Origin of the sequence: Trujillonella humicola (genome assembly GCF_046233715.1) — a bacterium.
Lineage (GTDB): Bacteria > Actinomycetota > Actinomycetes > Mycobacteriales > Geodermatophilaceae > Trujillonella > Trujillonella humicola.
The window spans coordinates 10517-27114 of the sequence record NZ_JBJNRJ010000020.1 but is presented as its reverse complement, the minus strand read 5'-3'; the positions used below and the strand labels follow the sequence as shown (position 1 = coordinate 27114).

The 16598-nt window shown below is 76.4% G+C and carries 21 protein-coding genes; 13 read left to right on the top strand and 8 right to left on the bottom strand.

Annotated elements, in window-relative coordinates; all coding sequences use genetic code 11:
• Nucleotides 1-216 precede the first annotated feature (216 nt).
• On the top strand, nucleotides 217-363 hold the full coding sequence (locus tag ACK586_RS12330; RefSeq protein ID WP_409330778.1) for a hypothetical protein: 147 nt from the start codon (nucleotides 217-219) through the stop codon (nucleotides 361-363).
• A 42-nt stretch (nucleotides 364-405) separates the two neighbouring features.
• Here ACK586_RS12330 and ACK586_RS12325 read toward each other — a convergent pair whose 3' ends face one another.
• Nucleotides 406-1395: an isopenicillin N synthase family dioxygenase gene (locus tag ACK586_RS12325; protein WP_409330777.1), complete on the bottom strand. Its 990-nt coding sequence runs from the start codon at nucleotides 1393-1395 to the stop codon at nucleotides 406-408.
• Between the two features lie 247 nt (nucleotides 1396-1642).
• Here ACK586_RS12325 and ACK586_RS12320 point away from each other — a divergent pair, with 247 nt between their 5' ends.
• On the top strand, nucleotides 1643-2614 hold the full coding sequence (locus tag ACK586_RS12320; protein WP_409330776.1) for a ferritin-like domain-containing protein: 972 nt from the start codon (nucleotides 1643-1645) through the stop codon (nucleotides 2612-2614).
• Nucleotides 2615-2669: 55 nt separating this feature from the next.
• Here ACK586_RS12320 and ACK586_RS12315 read toward each other — a convergent pair whose 3' ends face one another.
• On the bottom strand, nucleotides 2670-3122 hold the full coding sequence (locus tag ACK586_RS12315) for a GtrA family protein (RefSeq protein ID WP_409330775.1): 453 nt from the start codon (nucleotides 3120-3122) through the stop codon (nucleotides 2670-2672).
• A 133-nt stretch (nucleotides 3123-3255) separates the two neighbouring features.
• Here ACK586_RS12315 and ACK586_RS12310 point away from each other — a divergent pair, with 133 nt between their 5' ends.
• Nucleotides 3256-3681 carry a hypothetical protein gene (locus ACK586_RS12310; RefSeq protein ID WP_409330774.1) on the top strand — a complete coding sequence of 142 codons (426 nt, stop codon included), beginning with the start codon at nucleotides 3256-3258 and terminating at the stop codon, nucleotides 3679-3681.
• On the opposite strand, the gene ACK586_RS12305 is transcribed toward ACK586_RS12310, so the two are convergent.
• Nucleotides 3678-3959 carry a DUF427 domain-containing protein gene (locus tag ACK586_RS12305; RefSeq protein ID WP_409330773.1) on the bottom strand — a complete coding sequence of 94 codons (282 nt, stop codon included), beginning with the start codon at nucleotides 3957-3959 and terminating at the stop codon, nucleotides 3678-3680. The two genes, ACK586_RS12310 and ACK586_RS12305, sit on opposite strands and share 4 nt — an antisense overlap.
• Before the next feature lie 123 nt (nucleotides 3960-4082).
• Between ACK586_RS12305 and ACK586_RS12300 the strand changes: the two genes are divergently transcribed.
• The gene (locus ACK586_RS12300) at nucleotides 4083-4313 is read left to right on the top strand and encodes a hypothetical protein (RefSeq protein ID WP_409330772.1); all 231 of its coding nucleotides are present in this window, start codon (nucleotides 4083-4085) and stop codon (nucleotides 4311-4313) included.
• 29 nt (nucleotides 4314-4342) lie between these two features.
• Here ACK586_RS12300 and ACK586_RS12295 read toward each other — a convergent pair whose 3' ends face one another.
• Nucleotides 4343-4726, bottom strand: coding sequence for a PaaI family thioesterase (locus ACK586_RS12295; RefSeq protein WP_409330771.1), 384 nt, complete (start codon nucleotides 4724-4726; stop codon nucleotides 4343-4345).
• A 64-nt stretch (nucleotides 4727-4790) separates the two neighbouring features.
• Nucleotides 4791-5099 (bottom strand): hypothetical protein, encoded by a 309-nt coding sequence (locus ACK586_RS12290; RefSeq protein ID WP_409330770.1) that lies wholly within the window; start codon nucleotides 5097-5099, stop codon nucleotides 4791-4793.
• A gap of 316 nt (nucleotides 5100-5415) precedes the next feature.
• Here ACK586_RS12290 and ACK586_RS12285 point away from each other — a divergent pair, with 316 nt between their 5' ends.
• The gene (locus tag ACK586_RS12285; protein ID WP_409330769.1) at nucleotides 5416-6147 is read left to right on the top strand and encodes a DUF4386 domain-containing protein; all 732 of its coding nucleotides are present in this window, start codon (nucleotides 5416-5418) and stop codon (nucleotides 6145-6147) included.
• A 134-nt stretch (nucleotides 6148-6281) separates the two neighbouring features.
• Here ACK586_RS12285 and ACK586_RS12280 read toward each other — a convergent pair whose 3' ends face one another.
• Nucleotides 6282-6722, bottom strand: a complete 441-nt coding sequence (locus tag ACK586_RS12280) for a GNAT family N-acetyltransferase (RefSeq protein ID WP_409330768.1) — start codon at nucleotides 6720-6722, stop codon at nucleotides 6282-6284.
• Nucleotides 6723-6812: 90 nt separating this feature from the next.
• Here ACK586_RS12280 and ACK586_RS12275 point away from each other — a divergent pair, with 90 nt between their 5' ends.
• The 6 genes from ACK586_RS12275 to ACK586_RS12250 all read left to right on the top strand — a co-directional run bounded on the left by ACK586_RS12275 (nucleotide 6813) and on the right by ACK586_RS12250 (nucleotide 12936).
• On the top strand, nucleotides 6813-7826 hold the full coding sequence (locus tag ACK586_RS12275; RefSeq protein ID WP_409330767.1) for an iron ABC transporter substrate-binding protein: 1014 nt from the start codon (nucleotides 6813-6815) through the stop codon (nucleotides 7824-7826).
• Nucleotides 7827-7969: 143 nt separating this feature from the next.
• Nucleotides 7970-9430 (top strand): ABC transporter permease, encoded by a 1461-nt coding sequence (locus ACK586_RS12270; RefSeq protein ID WP_409330766.1) that lies wholly within the window; start codon nucleotides 7970-7972, stop codon nucleotides 9428-9430.
• Nucleotides 9427-10515, top strand: a complete 1089-nt coding sequence (locus ACK586_RS12265; RefSeq protein ID WP_409330765.1) for an ABC transporter ATP-binding protein — start codon at nucleotides 9427-9429, stop codon at nucleotides 10513-10515. The genes ACK586_RS12270 and ACK586_RS12265 overlap by 4 nt, the downstream gene beginning before the upstream one ends.
• A 60-nt stretch (nucleotides 10516-10575) precedes the next feature.
• Nucleotides 10576-11391, top strand: coding sequence for an aldolase (locus ACK586_RS12260; RefSeq protein ID WP_409330764.1), 816 nt, complete (start codon nucleotides 10576-10578; stop codon nucleotides 11389-11391).
• Between the two features lie 13 nt (nucleotides 11392-11404).
• Nucleotides 11405-12262 (top strand): NAD-dependent epimerase/dehydratase family protein, encoded by an 858-nt coding sequence (locus ACK586_RS12255; protein WP_409330763.1) that lies wholly within the window; start codon nucleotides 11405-11407, stop codon nucleotides 12260-12262.
• Nucleotides 12259-12936 (top strand): glycosyltransferase, encoded by a 678-nt coding sequence (locus ACK586_RS12250; RefSeq protein WP_409330762.1) that lies wholly within the window; start codon nucleotides 12259-12261, stop codon nucleotides 12934-12936. Before ACK586_RS12255 ends, ACK586_RS12250 begins: the two co-directional genes overlap by 4 nt.
• On the opposite strand, the gene ACK586_RS12245 is transcribed toward ACK586_RS12250, so the two are convergent.
• Together ACK586_RS12245 and ACK586_RS12240 are read right to left on the bottom strand one after the other, a co-directional pair.
• Nucleotides 12930-13616 carry an ATP-binding cassette domain-containing protein gene (locus ACK586_RS12245; protein ID WP_409330761.1) on the bottom strand — a complete coding sequence of 229 codons (687 nt, stop codon included), beginning with the start codon at nucleotides 13614-13616 and terminating at the stop codon, nucleotides 12930-12932. The genes ACK586_RS12250 and ACK586_RS12245 overlap by 7 nt on opposite strands.
• A gap of 117 nt (nucleotides 13617-13733) precedes the next feature.
• Entirely contained in the window at nucleotides 13734-15179 is a 1446-nt protein-coding gene (locus ACK586_RS12240; protein WP_409330760.1) for a hypothetical protein, read from the bottom strand.
• 265 nt (nucleotides 15180-15444) lie between these two features.
• On the opposite strand from ACK586_RS12240, the gene ACK586_RS12235 reads away from it, so the two are divergent.
• Both ACK586_RS12235 and map read left to right on the top strand, forming a co-directional pair.
• Nucleotides 15445-15657 (top strand): hypothetical protein, encoded by a 213-nt coding sequence (locus tag ACK586_RS12235; RefSeq protein ID WP_409330759.1) that lies wholly within the window; start codon nucleotides 15445-15447, stop codon nucleotides 15655-15657.
• Between the two features lie 40 nt (nucleotides 15658-15697).
• Nucleotides 15698-16480, top strand: coding sequence for a type I methionyl aminopeptidase (map, locus tag ACK586_RS12230; RefSeq protein ID WP_409330758.1), 783 nt, complete (start codon nucleotides 15698-15700; stop codon nucleotides 16478-16480).
• The last annotated feature ends 118 nt before the right edge of the window (nucleotides 16481-16598 follow it).

The window sequence follows — 16598 nt, the reverse complement described above, 5'->3', positions numbered from 1 at the left end:
TATGGGGGGGGCGCGCGCGCCCCCCCCCCCCCCCCCCCCCCCCCCCCCCCCCCCCCCCCCCCCCCCGGCCCCCCCCCGCCCGGTCGCGTCCGGGCGGCTCCGTGACGGTTCGCTGACGTCTCGTCCCACACGTCCCATACGGGACCGGCGGGTGTCGCCGGCGTGACATCGTCGCCCGGCCCGAGTCCCGACGGACTCCCGGAACGAGGAGAGCCCGTGTCCTGCCCCACCTGCGGCACCCACGACCAGCGCGGCGTTTACTGCGTCTCCTGCGGCACGGAACTGCTCGCCCTGACCCAGCCGGTCCTGCGCCTGGAGACCCGCCGCAAGCCCCCGGTGCCCCCGGCGGCGCCCGTCCGCTGAGCGCAGCGGTCGCCGCTGGGCGCCGCCGGGGAGCGGACCCGCTCAGGACGCGTACGTGACCTGCTTGACGAACTTGCCCAGCAGGTGGGCTCCCGACGTCACGGGCTCGTGGCGCGGGGTCTGCCCGGGGGCGAGGCACCCGGGCAGGCACTCGATGACGGCGTCGTAGTTCGGCTGGTGGAAGAAGATGAGCGACAGCCGGCGGCTGTCGGCGGCCACCTCCCGCGGCGGGTTGACCACCCGGTGCAGCGTCGACACCCAGCGGTCGTTGGTCCACTCGGCCATGAGGTCGCCGATGTTGATGACCAGCCCCCCGGGCACGACCGGGACGTCGACCCAGGCCCCGGTCTTGTCGCGCACCTGCAGCCCGCCCGGTGCCTCCTCCTGCCGCACGATCGTCAGGCTGCCGTAGTCGGTGTGGACGCCGGCGCGCAACTGGCCCGGGAGGGGCTCGGTGGGCTGGTCGGGGTAGTTGATCGCCCGGAACATGCTGATGTGCCGGTCGATCTTGGACTCGAAGAAGTCCTCGTCGAGGTCCAGGCCGAGCGCGAAGGCCCGCATGAGCAGCCGTGACAGCTCGGCCATCTCGGCGAAGTAGCGCTCGAACAGCGGGCGCATCTCCGGCAGCGCCGAGGGCCAGAGGTTGGGCGCGAAGTGGGTGCCGGCCAGCTCCGGGCCGAAGTACGGGTCGTCGGGGACGTCCGGCATCCCGATGTCGAACTTCTCCTTCAGATCGCCCGGCGCCTCGGCGTCCATCGACGCGGCCAGGCCCTCGGCGCCGACCGCCGACCACCCGCGGACGACGTCGGTCGAGGGCTGCGACACCTCCGCCTTGCGCTCCGCGGGCAGGTCGAAGAAGTCGCGCGCCGCCCGGTAGGTCGCCGCGTCGAGCTCCTCGTCGACGCCGTGACCGGTGATCTGGAAGAAGCCGATCTCCTCGCAGGCCGCCGCGATCTCGGCCCCGACGCGCCGGCGCTCGTCCAGGGATCCCGCGCGGAGGGCGGAGACGTCGATGACGGGGACGGCGGACACGGGCGCTCCTCGGGGTCGTCGGCGGGAACGGTCGAACGCTAGCGCCGGGATCCGCCGTCGCATCAGGTGCGGATCGACCAGGTTTGCGGGCACATCCCGGGGAGTTCCGCACCGCCGTGACCGGAAGCGGACCCCGCGGACATCTGCCGGTCACGCCGCGTCACGGGGCGGGGCGGCGTGGGCGAGGTCACGGCTAGCAATCCGCTTGCTGGAGTTAGCGGACGGCCGTGCGGGGCACCCCGTCCCCATGACCGACAACGCCAAGATCATCAACCAGCTGCGCGCGCTGGTGCTGCTGTCGCAGACCGAGGAGCAGGTCGCCCGCACCCGGGTCGCGCAGGCGCGCACGGACGCCGTCCGCCGCGAGCTGGTGCGCAACGCCGACAACGCCGCCGAGCGGACCCGCCTGATCACCGAGCAGCTGCGTGCCCTGGGCGGGGTGCCCGACGTCGTCACCCCCGCGATCGGCCGGCTCTCCGCCCTGCTCAAGGCGACGTTCGAGCAGGCCGCCCCGCTCGAGGAGGCCCTGCTGACCGACCTGCAGCTGGAGCACCAGCTGCTGGACCGCGCTACCTACGTCAAGGTGCTCGCCAAGACGGCCGGGCTGCCGCAGGTCGAGCAGCTGGCCGAGCGCCTGGTCGCCGCGCACCGGGCCACCGTCGAGTGGCTGACCGTGGTGCTCGCCGAGGAGGCCCTGGGCGGCCCCGCCGCGCTGGTGCCGACGCCGCTGCAGCGCGTCGCCGGGACGGCGGCCCGAGCGGCCAACGCGCCGGTGCGCTTCGTGGCCAACCGGGTCAACGAGGTGCTCGACAGCGCCCAGCAGGTGCGCGAGGGGGCCGAGGACAAGCTCGGCGAGGTCGCCGGCAAGGCCTCCACGTTCACCGGTGCCGTCCGCGAGACGCTCACCGTCGGCCGCGCCGCCGCGCTGCGCCGGGCCGAGCGGATCGCCCGCCGCGAGGGCGACCGTGACGCCGCGGACACCGCCCGGGCGGCCCGCGAGCAGCTCGGCGACGTGACCGCCGACGAACTGCCCGTCAAGGGCTACGACTCGCTGTCGACCGCCGACGCCGCCAAGGCCGCCAAGGCGCTGCGCTCGCCGCACGAGATCAACGTCGTCATCCGCTACGAGGAGACGCACAAGAACCGGTCGAGCGTGATCAGCGCCGCCCAGGTCGCGCTCGCCGCCGTCGCGAAGGAGGCCGTCGGCGTCGACAGCTGACGCGCGGCACCCGTGGCCAGGGCCCGCACCCCGTCGCCGGGGCGCGGGCCCTCGCTCACGCCGGAGGAGCCGCGGGGAACACCCACCGCCGGTAGACCACGAACCGGATCGCCGTCCCGGCCGCGATCGACACGACGTTCGCCACCTGCAGCACCAGCGCGTCCTGCTGATTCAGCCCGTGGCGGACGAACCCGATGATCGACAGGCCCAGCAGCAGCGTCGTCCCGTTGGTCAGGGCGAACAGCGCGAACCCCCGGCCGGGGGCCGATCTCGGCCGCCCGCCGTAGGTGATCAGCCGGTGACCGGTGAAGGCCACCGCGGTCGTCACGACCGTCGACAGGGCCTTGGCGGCGACCGCCTCCACCCCCGCGTGCGCGTAGAGCAGCTGGAACAGCAGCAGGTCGAGCACGAAGCAGGTGCCGCCGACGAGACCGAACCCGGACAGCTCGCGCGCCAGCCGCCGCCACGCGCCGGACGGCCGGAGGACCGAGCGCTCGCCGTGCCGCACGGCGAGCACCCTAGCTAGGCGCCGGACCCGCCGGACGCCGTGCCCGCGGCCCGGCGGGTCCGGCGTCCTGCGTGTCCGGTGTCGCAGTCCTCCGGGTCGCGGAGCGCGAGCGCTGCGGGGCATGGTGGAAGCCATGCACATCACGCCCGAGGCCCTGGAGCGGGAGTTCTCCCTGAGCACCGCCACGACCCGGCTGGACTTCCTCAGCCGGCGCGACAGCGGGGTCACGACGCTCAACACCGTCGCCGAGGAGGACCCGGACGACTGGAGCGCCATCCGCGACACCGAGACCAACCTCGACGTCCCCGAGTCCCTGGAGCTGCTGGCCCTCGGCGAGGTCATCGCCCGCAAGGCGCGCGACAGCCAGCTCATCGGCATCCGGGCCGCGCTGCGCGGCGGTGCCGGCTGGGAGGAGATCGGCGCGGCGCTCGACGCGACGCCCGAGGAGGCCTGGACGGCGTACCACCGGCTCATCGAGCGGCAGGAGCGGACCCGGGCGCTCGACCCCGGCGACGCCGCCTCCGCCCGCGACCTCGCCGGCGCCCGTCCGCGTCGCTAGCGCACCTCGACGCCCCGCCAGAAGGCGACCCGGCCGGTGATCTCCTCGGCCGCCGGCTTGGGCTGCGGGTAGTACCAGGCGGCGTCGCGGTTGGTCTGCCCGTCCACCTCGATCGAGAAGTAGGACGCCTCTCCCTTCCACGGGCAGGTCGTGTGCGTGTCCGAGGGGCGCAGCACGTCGTCGCGCACCGACGCGCGCGGGAAGTAGGCGTTGCCCTCCACTGTCACGATGTCGTCGGACTCGGCGATGACGGTCCCGTTCCAGGTGGCGGTGGTCATGCCCCGATGGTGCCCCGGCGCGGGGCCGGGCCGCACGTGTGAGTCCCCGGGCACCGGGCATGCCTTCCGGGAAGCAGCCGCCCGGCGTTCCCGCCGGCGCCACGACCCGGCCGAGGAGGCCCCATGTCCCACTCCGCGTCCCCTCCGGACCCCGGCGACCAGGACCGGGTCGGCGGCCGCCCGACCGACCGCGGCCGTCGTGCCGGGAAGTTCATCCCCGCCGCGATCATCGCGCTGTTCGTCGTGCTGATGGCGATCCTGCTGTCGGTCACCCGGTGCGCCAGCACCGCCGACGGCGTCGACGACGAGGGCGCCGCCGCGGTCCCCGCTGCCGTCGTCCTCGTCGCGGGGTAGCCCGAGCCCGAACCGGGGCGGCCGGCGTCTCAGCGGTGCAGGAGGGCGAAGGTCGCGACCGCGTGGGCCACGGCCTGCCCGTCCTGCTCGACGTCGGCCTCGCAGATGGTGAGGTGCTCGCCGCGGGTGCGCACGGCGGCGCGGACGGTGAGCGGGCCGGCCCGGCCCGGCCGCAGGTAGGTGACGGTGAGCTGGCTGGTGGCCGGGACGTCGCCCTCCCCGGTCACCGTGCGCACGGCCCGGCCCATCGCCGTGTCGACGAGCGTGGCGAGGACGCCGCCGTGCAGCGTCCCGGCCGGGTTGAGGTGCTCGTCGGTCACCCGGAACGCCAGCCGGGCGTCGCCGTCCCCGGCCCCCTCCACCCGGATGCCGAGCCGGCCGGCGAAGCCGCCGGGGTTCGTGTCGTCCGCCATCGCCGCGTCGTACCCGCCCGTGCCCGGACCACGCCCGCGCCGGCACGCGGGCGCGAGCGGCCGGTCAGCCGGGCAGCCGCGCGGCGAGCCGACCGGCGAGCGCCACCAGGGCGGACGCCCCGGCCGGATCGCCGGCGGCCTCGCGCAGGGCGGCGGCCAGCGGAGCGGCGACGGCGGGGGACAGCGCCGCGATCCACGCACCGGAGGCCGCCCGCGCCTCAGCGACGTGCTCGGAGCTCCCGTCCGGCCGGACCGCCACGACCTCGGGGCGGCTGGCCAGCAGGCCGGTGAGCTGCCAGTCGCCGGGCGTCGCCCGGGCGGCCAGCGCCTCGAGCCGGTCGGCGGTCGTGTGCAGCAGGGCCTCGGCGTCCATCCCGCCGATGGTGCCGGTCGCCGGGCGGCGCGACCCGGGACGCCCCCGTCCCACGGTGGGTGCTGCACGCGGCCGCGCGCGAGTCGGGGGCCGACACCCAGCACCTGTCCCCAGAGGAGGGCCGCCGGCGCGCAGCGGCATGCACATCCCGACCGGCCACCCATCCGAGGCGCTCGGCATGCGGCTCCCCGCCGTCGAATCGGAACCGGCAGGTCCCAAAGACCCTGGCGGCCGGGGCATCGCACGGCCAGCGTGATGCCGATCCTGCACGTTCCTCGAGCCTGCAGGTGAGGTCGCACATGGAGGAGGACCGACCATGGACCTGCAGCGATCTGGTCGGATCTTCGGATGGCTGTTCATCGGGACGTTCCTGACGAGCATCCCGGCGCGCCTGCTGTTCGTCGACGGGGCCGGCGCGAGCTGGACCGACATGCGGTTCGTCCCTGCAGACGCCTCCTCGGCGAGCCTGAAGTGGGGCGCGCTCCTCGAGTTCGGTCTGATCGTCACCCAACTCGGAACCGCCGTCGTGTTGTATCCGATCGCGCGCAGGTGGAGGCACACGATCGCGCTCGGCTACGTGAGCGCCCGGACCATCGAGTCCGTCTTCGCGGCCATCGGCCTCATCAGCATGCTGTCGCTGGTGTCGGTCATCAGCGCGATGGACGGGGCGAGCGGCGGCGAGGCGGTCGCACTCCAGGTCCAGGGTGACAGCTGGGCGCACGCCTACCAGTGGGCGTTCGAATGGGGGCCGGGACTCGTGGCGGGCATCGGCAACGGACTGCTGCTGGGCTACCTCATGTACGTGTCGGGCCTCGTGCCCCGGGGGCTGGCGCTGCTGGGTCTGGTCGGCGGATCCCTCCTGATCCTCTCGGCCATGCTGATCCTGGCCGGAGTGACCAGGAACGGCGAGGGGCTCGGGGCCGTCCTGTTCCTTCCGGAGGCCGTGTGGGAGCTCTCGCTGGGTGTCTACTGCGCAGTGAAGGGCTTCCGACCTGCGAGCGCACCGGCCACGCAGACCCACGACCGAGAGCCGCTACCGTCCGCCTGAGAGCCGAGCGGGCTCGAGGCCAAAGCCCCCAGCGCTACGCCGTGCGGCTCGGCCGGGTGGCCGCAGCACGCGCCGTTCCGGACAGATCCGGTGAACGGCTCGATACCGGGGGCGGCGGAACAGGGACACACCCATCAGGACGGGTCGCGCCGCATCGGCACGTGCGGGATGCCGTCCTCGTCGTAGCCCGGCCCGCTGCGCCGGAAGCCGAACCGCTCGTACCAGCCCTCGAGGTGGGCCTGCGCGCCCAGCGTGACCGGGTGCTCGTCGCACAGCGCGATGCCGGCCTCGACCAGCCGGGCGGCCAGGCCGAGGCCCCGGTGCGCCGGTGCGGTCGCCACCCGGCCGATGGCGCGGGTGGCGCCGTCGTCGAGCACCCGGATGGTCGCGGCGACCTCGCCGTCGACCTCCGCCCACAGGTGCAGGGTGGCCGGCTCGACGTCCCGCCCGTCGAGCTCGGGGTAGGGGCACTGCTGCTCGACGACGAAGACGTCGACCCGCAGCCGGCACAGGGCGTAGACCTCGAACGGGGTCAGGTCGGCGAAGCGGGCGCTGCGGAACACGGGATCGGCCACCCCGTGGTTGTAACGCACGGGGAACGCTCGCCGCCGCGGTACCGTCGGTCTGCTTAGGTGTGCCTGGCCTACATCACACCTGGAGGACCCGTGCACAGCCCCGGGCGAGCGACCGCCGCCGTTCTCTCCGCCCTCACCGTCGCCGGCGTGCTGGCCGGCTGCGGCGGGGACGACACCGACACCCTGACCGTCTACAGCGCGCAGCACGAGAGCCTCGTGCGCACGATGCTCGAGGACTTCACCGAGGAGACCGGCATCGAGCTGGAGTTCCGCGAGGGCAACGACGCGGAGCTGGCCAACCAGATCATCCAGGAGGGCGACGCCTCGCCCGCCGACGTCTTCCTCACCGAGAACAGCCCGGCGATCGACGTCCTCGACCGCGAGGGGCTGCTCGCGCCGCTGGAGCAAGCGACGCTGGACCAGGTGGGCGAGCAGTTCCGGCCCTCGTCGGGCACCTGGACCGGCTTCGCCGCCCGCAGCACCGTGCTGGTCTACAACCCGGAGCAGCTGCCCGAGTCGGAGCTGCCGGCGTCGATCATGGACCTGGCCGACCCCGAGTGGGAGGGCCGCATCGGCATCGCGGCCGGCGGGGCGGACTTCCAGGCCATCGTCAGCGCGGTGCTCGTCCTGCGCGGGGAGGACGAGACGCGCGCCTGGCTGGAGGGCCTGGAGCGCAACGCCGACGTCTACCAGAGCAACACCGCGGTGATGACCGCCGCCGACGAGGGCGAGATCGACGCCGGGATCATGTACCACTACTACTGGTACCGGGACCAGGCCGAGAACGGCCTGCGCGGCGACGACGCGGCCCTGCACTTCTTCCGCAACGCCGACCCCGGCGCCTTCCTGAGCGTCTCGGGCGCCGGCGTGCTCGCCTCCTCCGACCAGCCCGAGGAGGCCCAGCGGCTGGTGGAGTACCTGACCAGCCCCGCGGCGCAGGAGCGGCTGGCCGAGAGCTCCGCGCTGGAGTACGCCGTGGGCACCGGTGTCGCCTCGGCCGCGGCGCTGCCCCCGCTCGACACCCTCGGCGCGCCTCCGGTCGACCCGGGCGGGCTGGACCAGCGACGGGTCACCGAGCTGATGCAGGAGGTGGGACTGCTCTGAGCGCCCCGGCGTCGCTCCCGGTCCCCGGGACGGCGGCTCCCCGGCCGCCGTCCCGGAGCCGGCGCGCGCCCGCCGTCCGGCGCGCCCTGCGCCGCTCGCCGGTCACCGTCCTGCTGGCCGCGGCCGTCGCCGCGCTCGCGCTCGTGCCGCTGGGCCACATCGTCGCCGGCATCGCCGACATGGGCTGGAGCGGCGTCTCGGAGCTGGTCTTCCGCCGCCGGGTCGCCGATCTGCTGTGGAACACCGCCCGGCTGGTGGTCGGCACGGTCGCCGTGTGCGCCGTCCTCGGGGTGGGGGCGGCGTGGCTGGTCGAGCGGACGGCGCTGCCGGGGCGGCGCGCCTGGCACGTGCTGCTGGTGGCCCCGCTGGCGGTGCCGGCGTTCGTCAACAGCTACGCCTGGATCTCGCTGCTGCCGGGCCTGGACACCTACGGCGGCGCGTTGCTGGTGGTGTCCCTGTCCTACTTCCCGTTCGTCTACCTGCCGGTCGTCGCCGCGTTCCGCGGGCTGGACCCGGCGCTGGAGGACACCGCCCGCGGCCTGGGCCTGTCCACCTGGGCGGTGTTCCGGCGGGTGCAGCTGCCGCAGCTGCGGGTGGCGGTCCTGGGCGGCAGCCTGCTCATCGCGCTGCACGTGCTGGGCGAGTTCGGCGCCTTCGCGATGCTGCGGTACCCGACGTTCACCACCGCCATCTACGACCAGTACCGGGCCACCTTCAACGGCCCGGGCGCCACCGCGCTGGCGGGCGTGCTCGTGCTGCTGTGCCTGGTGCTGCTGATCGCGGAGATCCGGCTGCGCGGCTCCCGCGGGTACGCCCGCACCGGCGCCGGGGTCGCCCGCCCGCCGCACCCGGTCCGGCTCGGTGCGCTGACCGCCCCCGCGCTGGCCGGGCTCGGTGCGCTGGTCGGGCTCGCCGTGGCGGTCCCGCTGGCCAGCCTGGTCACCTGGCTGGTGCGCGGCGCCTCGGCCCAGCTGGACCTGGGGCAGCTCGCCACCACCACCGGCTCGACCCTGGGCCTGGCCGCGGTCGCCGCCGCGGTCACGACGGCGATGGCGCTGCCCACCGGCTGGCTCGCCGTCCGCCACCGCGGCCCGGTGAGCACGCTGCTGGAGCGGAGCACCTACGTGGGCAGCGCGCTGCCGGGCATCGTCATCGCGCTCGCGCTGGTCACGGTGAGCATCCGGGCCACGCCGTGGCTCTACCAGACCGTGCCGGTGCTGCTGGCCGCCTACGCGATCCTGTTCCTGCCGCGGGCGATCGTCACCGTGCGCGCGGCGGTCGAGCAGTCGCCCCGGCTGCACGACGACGTCGCCGCGTCCCTGGGCGTCTCCGCGCCGGGCCGGCTGCGGCGGGTCACGCTGCCGCTGCTGGCGCCGGGCATCGGCGCCGGCGCGGCGCTGGTCTTCCTGGCCGTGGTCACCGAGCTCACCGCGACCCTGCTGCTCGCGCCCACCGGGACGACGACGCTGGCGACGGCGTTCTGGTCGGCGAGCAGCGCGCTGGAGTACGGGGCCGCCGCGCCCTACGCCCTGGTCATGGTGCTGCTGTCCGCCCCCGCTACCGTGCTGCTCTCCCGAGACGCCCGACGAGGTCTGACCACATGAGCGAGCTGACCGTCCTGGACGTGACGAAGTCCTACGGGCCGACCCCGGTGCTGACCGGGATCGACCTGCACGTGCCGTCCGGGACGACCACGGCGCTCCTGGGCCCCTCCGGGTGCGGGAAGACCACCCTGCTGCGGATCGTGGCCGGCTTCGACGACCCGGACACCGGCACGGTCGAGCTCGGCGGCCGGGTCGTCGCCGGCCCCGGGCGCGGGGTGCCGGCCCGGCGCCGCGGCATCGGCTTCGTGCCGCAGGAGGGCGGCCTGTTCCCGCACCTGTCGATCGCCGGGAACGTCACCTTCGGCCTGCCGCGGCGGCAGCGCCGGGACCGCGGGCTGGTCGCGGACCTGCTGGCGCTGGTGGGCCTGGACGCCGCGCTGGCCGACCGCGCGCCGCACCAGCTCTCCGGCGGGCAGCAGCAGCGGGTGGCCCTGGCCCGGGCGCTCGCCCCGCGGCCCTCGCTGGTCCTGCTCGACGAGCCGTTCTCGTCCCTGGACGCCTCGCTGCGCGAGGACACCCGGCGTGCGGTGACCGACGCGCTGGCCGCGACCGGGGCGACCGCCGTGCTGGTCACCCACGACCAGTCCGAGGCGCTGTCGATGGCCGACCAGGTGGCGGTCCTGCGCGGTGGCCGGCTGGTCCAGCTCGCCGATCCGCGGACGCTCTACCGCCGGCCGCGGGACCTCGACGTGGCGACGTTCGTCGGCGAGGCCGTCGTCCTGCCGGCCGACGTCCGCGACGGCCGAGCGCACTGCGAGCTGGGCTCCCTCCCGCTCGAGCAGGTGGCCGCGGACGGCCCGGCCACCGTGCTGCTGCGCCCGGAGCAGCTGCGGCTGACCGCGGCCGGTTCCGGCGGAACGGTGGCGCACGTGGGCGCCGTCGACTTCTTCGGCCACGACGCGCGGGTGCGGCTGCTGCTGCCCTCGGGACGCGCGGTCAGCGCCCGGCTGGACGGTCGCGCCCTGCCCGTCCCCGGCGACGAGGTCGCCATCGAGGTCCTCGGCGCCGGGCTGCCGTTCCCCGCCGGCGGCGACCCCGTCCCGGTCGAGCCGTCCCTGCCGCCGCAGGTGCCCGCCGCCGGCTGACGGCACGCCGGAGGGGACCGGCCCCCGGTTCGGTCTTAGGTGTGCCTAAGCTCACCGGCTGTGGACCTCTTGCTCTTCACCGTGGATCCCCTCTTCGGCCGGGACGTCGTCGCGGCCGGTGCCGCCGGGATCGTCGTCGACTGGGAGCGGCGGGGGAAGCACCGCCGGCAGCGCGGCGAGGGCACGCAGATCAACTACGACACCCTCGAGGACCTCGTCCGCATGCGGGCCGCGACCGACGGCCGCCTGCTGTGCCGGATCAACGGCCACGGCCCCTGGACGGCGGGCGAGGTGGCCGACGCCCTCGCCGCGGGGGCCGACGAGATCCTGCTGCCCATGGTGCGCGGCACCGAGGAGGTCGACCGCACCCTCGACCTGATCGGCGGCCGGTGCGGGCTGGGCATCCTGGTGGAGACCCAGGACGCCGTCGACCGCGCCGCGGCGCTGGCCCGCCGGCCGCTGTCGCGGATCTACGTCGGCCTCAACGACCTGCGCATCGACCGGCGCAGCAAGGAGCTGTTCCGGCCGCTGGTCGACGGCACCGTGGACGCCGTCCGCAGCGAGGTCGCCCAGCCGTTCGGGGTCGGCGGGCTCACCCTGCTCGAGGGCGGCGCCCCGGTGCCCAGCGAACTGCTGGCCGCGGAGCTGGTCCGGCTGGGCACCGACTTCACGTTCCTGCGCCGGTCCTTCACCGCCGACATGGCCGGCCGCGAGCCCGCCGTCGAGGTGCCGCGGCTGCTCGCCGGGCTGGACCGGCTCCGGGCCGCCGACGCCGCGACCGCCGCGGCCCGGCGCGCCGAGTTCGTCGCCGCCGTCGAGGGCGGGCGTGCCGCGGGGCGTGCGCCGGCACCGGTCGCCGTCCCGGCGCGCGCGTGAGGACCGATCGCGGGTGAGAGCGCTGGTCACCGGTGCCGGTGGCTTCGTCGGCCGGCACCTGGTGCGGCGGCTGCGGGCCGAGGGCTGGGACGCCGTCGGGCTGACCCACGGCGTGGTGGACCTGGCCGACCCCGTGGCCGGTGCGGCCGCGGTGCGCGCCGCCGACCCCGACGTCGTCTTCTCCCTCGCCGCGGGACGGGGCAAGGCGACCGCCGCCGAGCGGGCCGCCACCACGGCGGTCAACACCACTCCCTGGCTGGTCGACGCGCTGCCCGATCGCTGCCGCGCGGTGGTGCGGCTGGGGTCCTCGACCGAGTACGCGGCCGGCCCGCGGCCCCTGGCCGAGGACGCGCCGCTGCACCCCCGCGGGTTCTTCGGCGCCACCAAGGCCGCCGGGTCGCTGCTGCTGCAGGCCGCGGCCGCCGAGCGCGGCGTGCGGGCGGCCGTGCTGCGGGCCTTCCAGGTGTACGGCCCCGGCGACCACCCCACGCGGCTGGTGCCCGTCGTGCTGGCCGCCGCCCGCGACGGCGGCACCGTGCCGCTGCCCGCGGCCGTCAGCCGCCGGGATTGGGTGTGGGTGGGGGACGTGGTCGACGCGTGCGTGCGGGCGGCCACCGCCGACGACCTGCCGCCGGGGCAGGTGCTGAACATCGGCACCGGCGTGCAGAGCTCGACCGAGGAGCTGGTGGCCGCGGCCGAGCGGGCCACCGGTCGCCCGATCGCCACCGCCGCCGGCGCGCACCCGGGCCGCTCCTGGGACACCGCCGACTGGGTCAGCGATCCCCGGGCCGCGGCCGAGCTGCTGGGCTGGCGGCCCACGGTGGACCTGGAGGAGGGGCTGGGGCGCATCTGGGCCGAGGAGTACCGGTGACCGGCGCCCGCGTGGCCGTCGTCGTCCCCGTCTACGGCAACGCCGACACCCTGGCGCCCCTCGCCGCCCGGCTGGGCGCCGCGCTGGCCGGCCGGGAGTGGCGGCTGCGGCTGGTCGTGGACGCCTCGCCCGACGACAGCGCCGCGGTGGCCGGCCGGCTGGCGTGCGCCGACCCGCGGATCGCCGCGACGGTGCTGGAGCGCAACGTCGGCCAGCACGCCGCGATCGCCCGCGGCCTGGCCGACGAGCCCGGCGCCGACGCGTGGGTGTGCCTCGACGCCGACCTGCAGGACCCGCCCGAGGCCGTCCCCCTGCTCCTCGACCGGCTGGCCGCCGGGGACGCCGAGGCGGTCTTCGCCGGCCGGCGCGGGAGCTACACCTCGCCGCTGCGGCGGCTCACCGGGCGGCTGCACCGCCGGGTCGCGGCCCGGCTGACCGGCCTGCCGCCCGACGCCGGCGCCTTCCTGGCGATGGGCCCGGCGGTGCGCGCGGCCGTGCTCGCCGGGTCGGCGCCCAGCGTGGTGCTCGCGGTGGGCGTGGCCGGCCGCCCGGTGACCAGCGTCCCGGTGGCCCGCGACGTCCGCGGCTCGGGCAGCTCGGCGTGGACCGGACGGGCGCGGCTGGTGCAGTCGGTGCGCTCGCTGGGGTGGGCGCTGCGGCACCGCCGTCACTGAGGCCGCCCGGCCCGCGCCCGCAGCTCGCCGGCCGTCCCCTCGGCGACGACGCGGCCGCCGCTCAGCAGCGAGAGGCGGTCGGCCAGCCGCGCCGCCTCGTCGAGGTCGCGGGTCGTCAGCAGCACCGTCGTCCCGGCGCGGACGAGGGCGCGCAGCACCTCGGCCACCCCGGCCCGGCAGGGCGGGTCCAGGTCCGCCGTCGGCTCGTCGAGGAGCACGAGCTCGGGGCGGACGACGATGCTGGCGGCGAGATCGAGCCGCCGGCGCATGGCGGGCGTGTAGGTGGCCAGCGGGCGGCCGGCCGCGGCACCGGCCAGGCCGAAGCCGGACAGCAGCTGGTCGGTGCGCAGCAGCGCCGCGGCGCGCGAGTACCCGAGCAGCCGGGCCAGCTCCACCAGGTTCGCCGGGCCGCTGCGCCGCGGGTCGAACCACGCCGTCCGCCCGGTGCAGCCGACCCGTGCGCGCACGACCTCGGCGTCGGCGACGACGTCGGCCCCGAGCACCCGGGCCCACCCGCCGTCGGGGCGCTGCAGGGTGGCGAGCACGCGGACCAGCGCCGACGGGCCCGCCGCGTCCGAGCCGACGACCCCGTGCACGCAGCCGGCCGGCACGCGCAGGTCCACCCCGTCGAGCCCGCCGACGACCGCGACCAGCCCCTCGGTCTCGACGGCCCAGGCCACCCGCCCACCTCCGGGTACCCGCCCCGGCCGGGGCGCCGTGCGGGTACGACGGGGAGACGGCGCGGAGGCCGGGTTCTCATCGGTGCGCGGCGGTTCCCGGGTCGCTCAGCGGCTCGCTCAGCGGGTCCAGAGCTGGAGCACCAGGTTCGTCTTGCTGCCGGGAAAGGGCCACTCGCGGGACACCGACAGGCCGGCGTCGGTGAGCAGGTCGGCGTCGTCGGTGGGGAGGAACTCGCCGCGCACCTCCCGGCGGACCAGCCACACCCGGGTCGCCTCCGGCGGGGCGTCGTCGGGGGGCAGGTAGAGGTCGGCCCGCAGCTGCGGCGCCGCGGTGCGCACGTAGTGGTCGAGCCCCATGGCCGAGCGCAGGTCGGCGCCGACCACCGGCTCACCGGGCCGGTGCAGCGACGCGAGCGCCTCGACCAGCCGGTCGGAGGTCTCCCGCGGCTCGCGGTCGGCCAGCGGTGCGGCGGCGAGCAGGGAGAAGCCGACGAGCGCGGCGCCGACGCCCGACCGGGCGCCGCGCGGGGCGGCCAGGGCGCCGGCCGCGGCCAGGACGGCCAGCCCGAGCAGCCCCGCCAGCAGGTAGCGCGGCAGGTAGACCGGCCGAACCAGCTCGGCGAGCAGCAGCAGGGCCAGCGGCACCAGCACCCAGCAGGCGCCGACGACGCGCACGCCCCGGCCCCGGACCACGCCGAGGACGGCGAGGACGACCGTCAGGTACAGCAGCGGCGTACGGCCACCCGCCCAGGCCTCCACGGCCAGGTCGGCGAGCCGTCCGCCGGTGTCGTTCAGGTGCTCGGCGTTGCGCCCGCCGGTGCCGTTGAGCAGGTTCATGGCGACCAGCGCCACGGTGGGCAGCGCCGCCAGCGCGCCGACCGCTCCCACCGGGAGCGCGCGCCGGCCGCGCAGGAGCACCGCCGCCGCGACGAACGCGGCCAGGACGGTGACGGCGTACCAGTGCATGAGCCCCATGCCGGCGCCGGCCAGGCCGAACAGCAGCAGCCCGCGCGGGCGGTCCTGCAGGTGGCCGACCAGGCCGAGCAGCGCGCCGCCGGTGGCCAGGACGGCGAGCCCGTAGCTGCGCGCCTCGACCGCCTGCTCGAGCAGCAGCGGGTTCGCGGCGAGGGCCAGCCCGGCGAGGACCCCGGTCGCCCGGCCGGCCAGCCGCGCGACGGCCCGGGTGATCAGCGCGACGCCGCCGGCGGCCGCCAGCAGCGAGAGCACCCGCAGCGAGGTGTCGCCGCCGAGGCCGGGCAGCAGCGTCCAGAGGTGCGCGACGACGTAGTAGGGCGCGTTGTAGGACGGCGGGATGCCGGCCAGGTAGCTCGTCGTCCCCTCGCCGCTCACGGCTGCGTGCACGATGTCGCCCAGCGGCAGGCGGACGACCTCGGCGGTGAAGAGCTCGTCGAACCACAGCCCCTGCCCGGCGGAGAGCAGCACGCAGCCCAGCGCCACGAGCAGCAGCGGGGGGAGCAGCTCGAGCAGCGGCGCCCACCGGCGCCCGGCAGCCGGCGGGGGAGCGGGTGCCCGCCCGCCCTCGACCGTCGCTGCCGCTGCCACGGGGGAAGGGTAGGCGGGCCTCACTCGGATGCCCGGGACGGCCCGCTGGGGACGTGAGCGGTGACCGTGCCGGTGTTCTCCCCACCGTTGCGGGTCCCGCAGCACCCGCAACGTGGGGAATCCGCCCGCAGAGTGCGCCGGTCGACCGGGCCGCGCCTTCCCTCCGCCTGCCGCAGACCGGACCAGGGTCCGGTGTACGCCCGCTGTCCACCGCGTGTTCACCTGATCTCGCGGACGGGCGCCAGGACACGGGTACCGAGCGGTCATGTCGATGTCCGCACCGTTCGAACCGCAGCTGCCCGACCCCGACGACGGCATCCCCGCCGCCGACGCCGGGAGGGGGGCGCCACCGCCGGCCGAGGGCTTCGGCGTCGAGGGCGAGGACCCCGACCGCGCCGAGGGAGAGCCGCACGCGCCCCGGGAGCCGGCCGACCCGCCGTTCCGCACCCCCGACCCGAGGGACGTCGGCACGGCCTGACGCCCGGGCCCCCGGGGACCGCCCTCGTACCGTGGAGGGCGTGAAGACGACGACCCTGACCCGCCGCACGGCGCTCGAGCTGGACGCCATGCGCGACGCCGGCCGGGTGGTCGCCGAGACGCTCGCCGCGGTCCGGGCCGCGGCCGCGCCGGGCGTGAAGCTGCGCGACCTCGACGACCTGGCGCAGACCTGCATCCGGGAGGCCGGGGCGACGTCGTCCTTCCTCGGCTACAAGCCGGCCTGGGCGCCGACGGCCTACAACGGCGCGCTGTGCCTGTCGCCCAACGAGGTCGTGGTGCACGGCCGGCCCAGCGGCCGGCGGCTGCACGAGGGCGACGTGCTCAGCATCGACTGCGGCGCGATCGTCGACGGCTGGAACGGCGACGCGGCGATAACCCTGCTGATCGGCGGGAGCCCCGCGGAGGAGGACGCCCGGCTCGTGCGGGCGACCGAGGAGGCGCTGGCGGCGGGCATCGCCGCGTCGGTGCCGGGGGCGACGCTGCTGGACGTGGCGACGGCGATCGACACGGTGGCCCGCCGGTACGGCTTCGCCCACCTGCCCGACCACGGCGGGCACGGCATCGGGCGCTCCATGCACGAGCCGCCGTTCGTGCCCAACCGGCCGATGACCGGGCTGGACCGGGTGCGGCTGCAGGCGGGCAGCACCCTGGCGATCGAGCCGATGCTGCTGGCCGGCGACGAGCGGTACAAGCACAAGAAGGACGGGTGGGCGGTCGTCACCGCCGACGGCCGGCGCGCCGCGCACGTCGAGCACACGGTCGCGGTGACCGACGAGGGCCCCGTCGTCCTCACCACCGCCTGAGCGGAGTGGGGGGGGGGGGGGGGGGGGGGGGGGGGGGGGGGGGGGGGGGGGGGGGGGGGGGGGGGGGGGGGGGGGGGGGGGGGGGCGGCCGGGCGGGGGGGGGGGGGGGGGGGGGGGG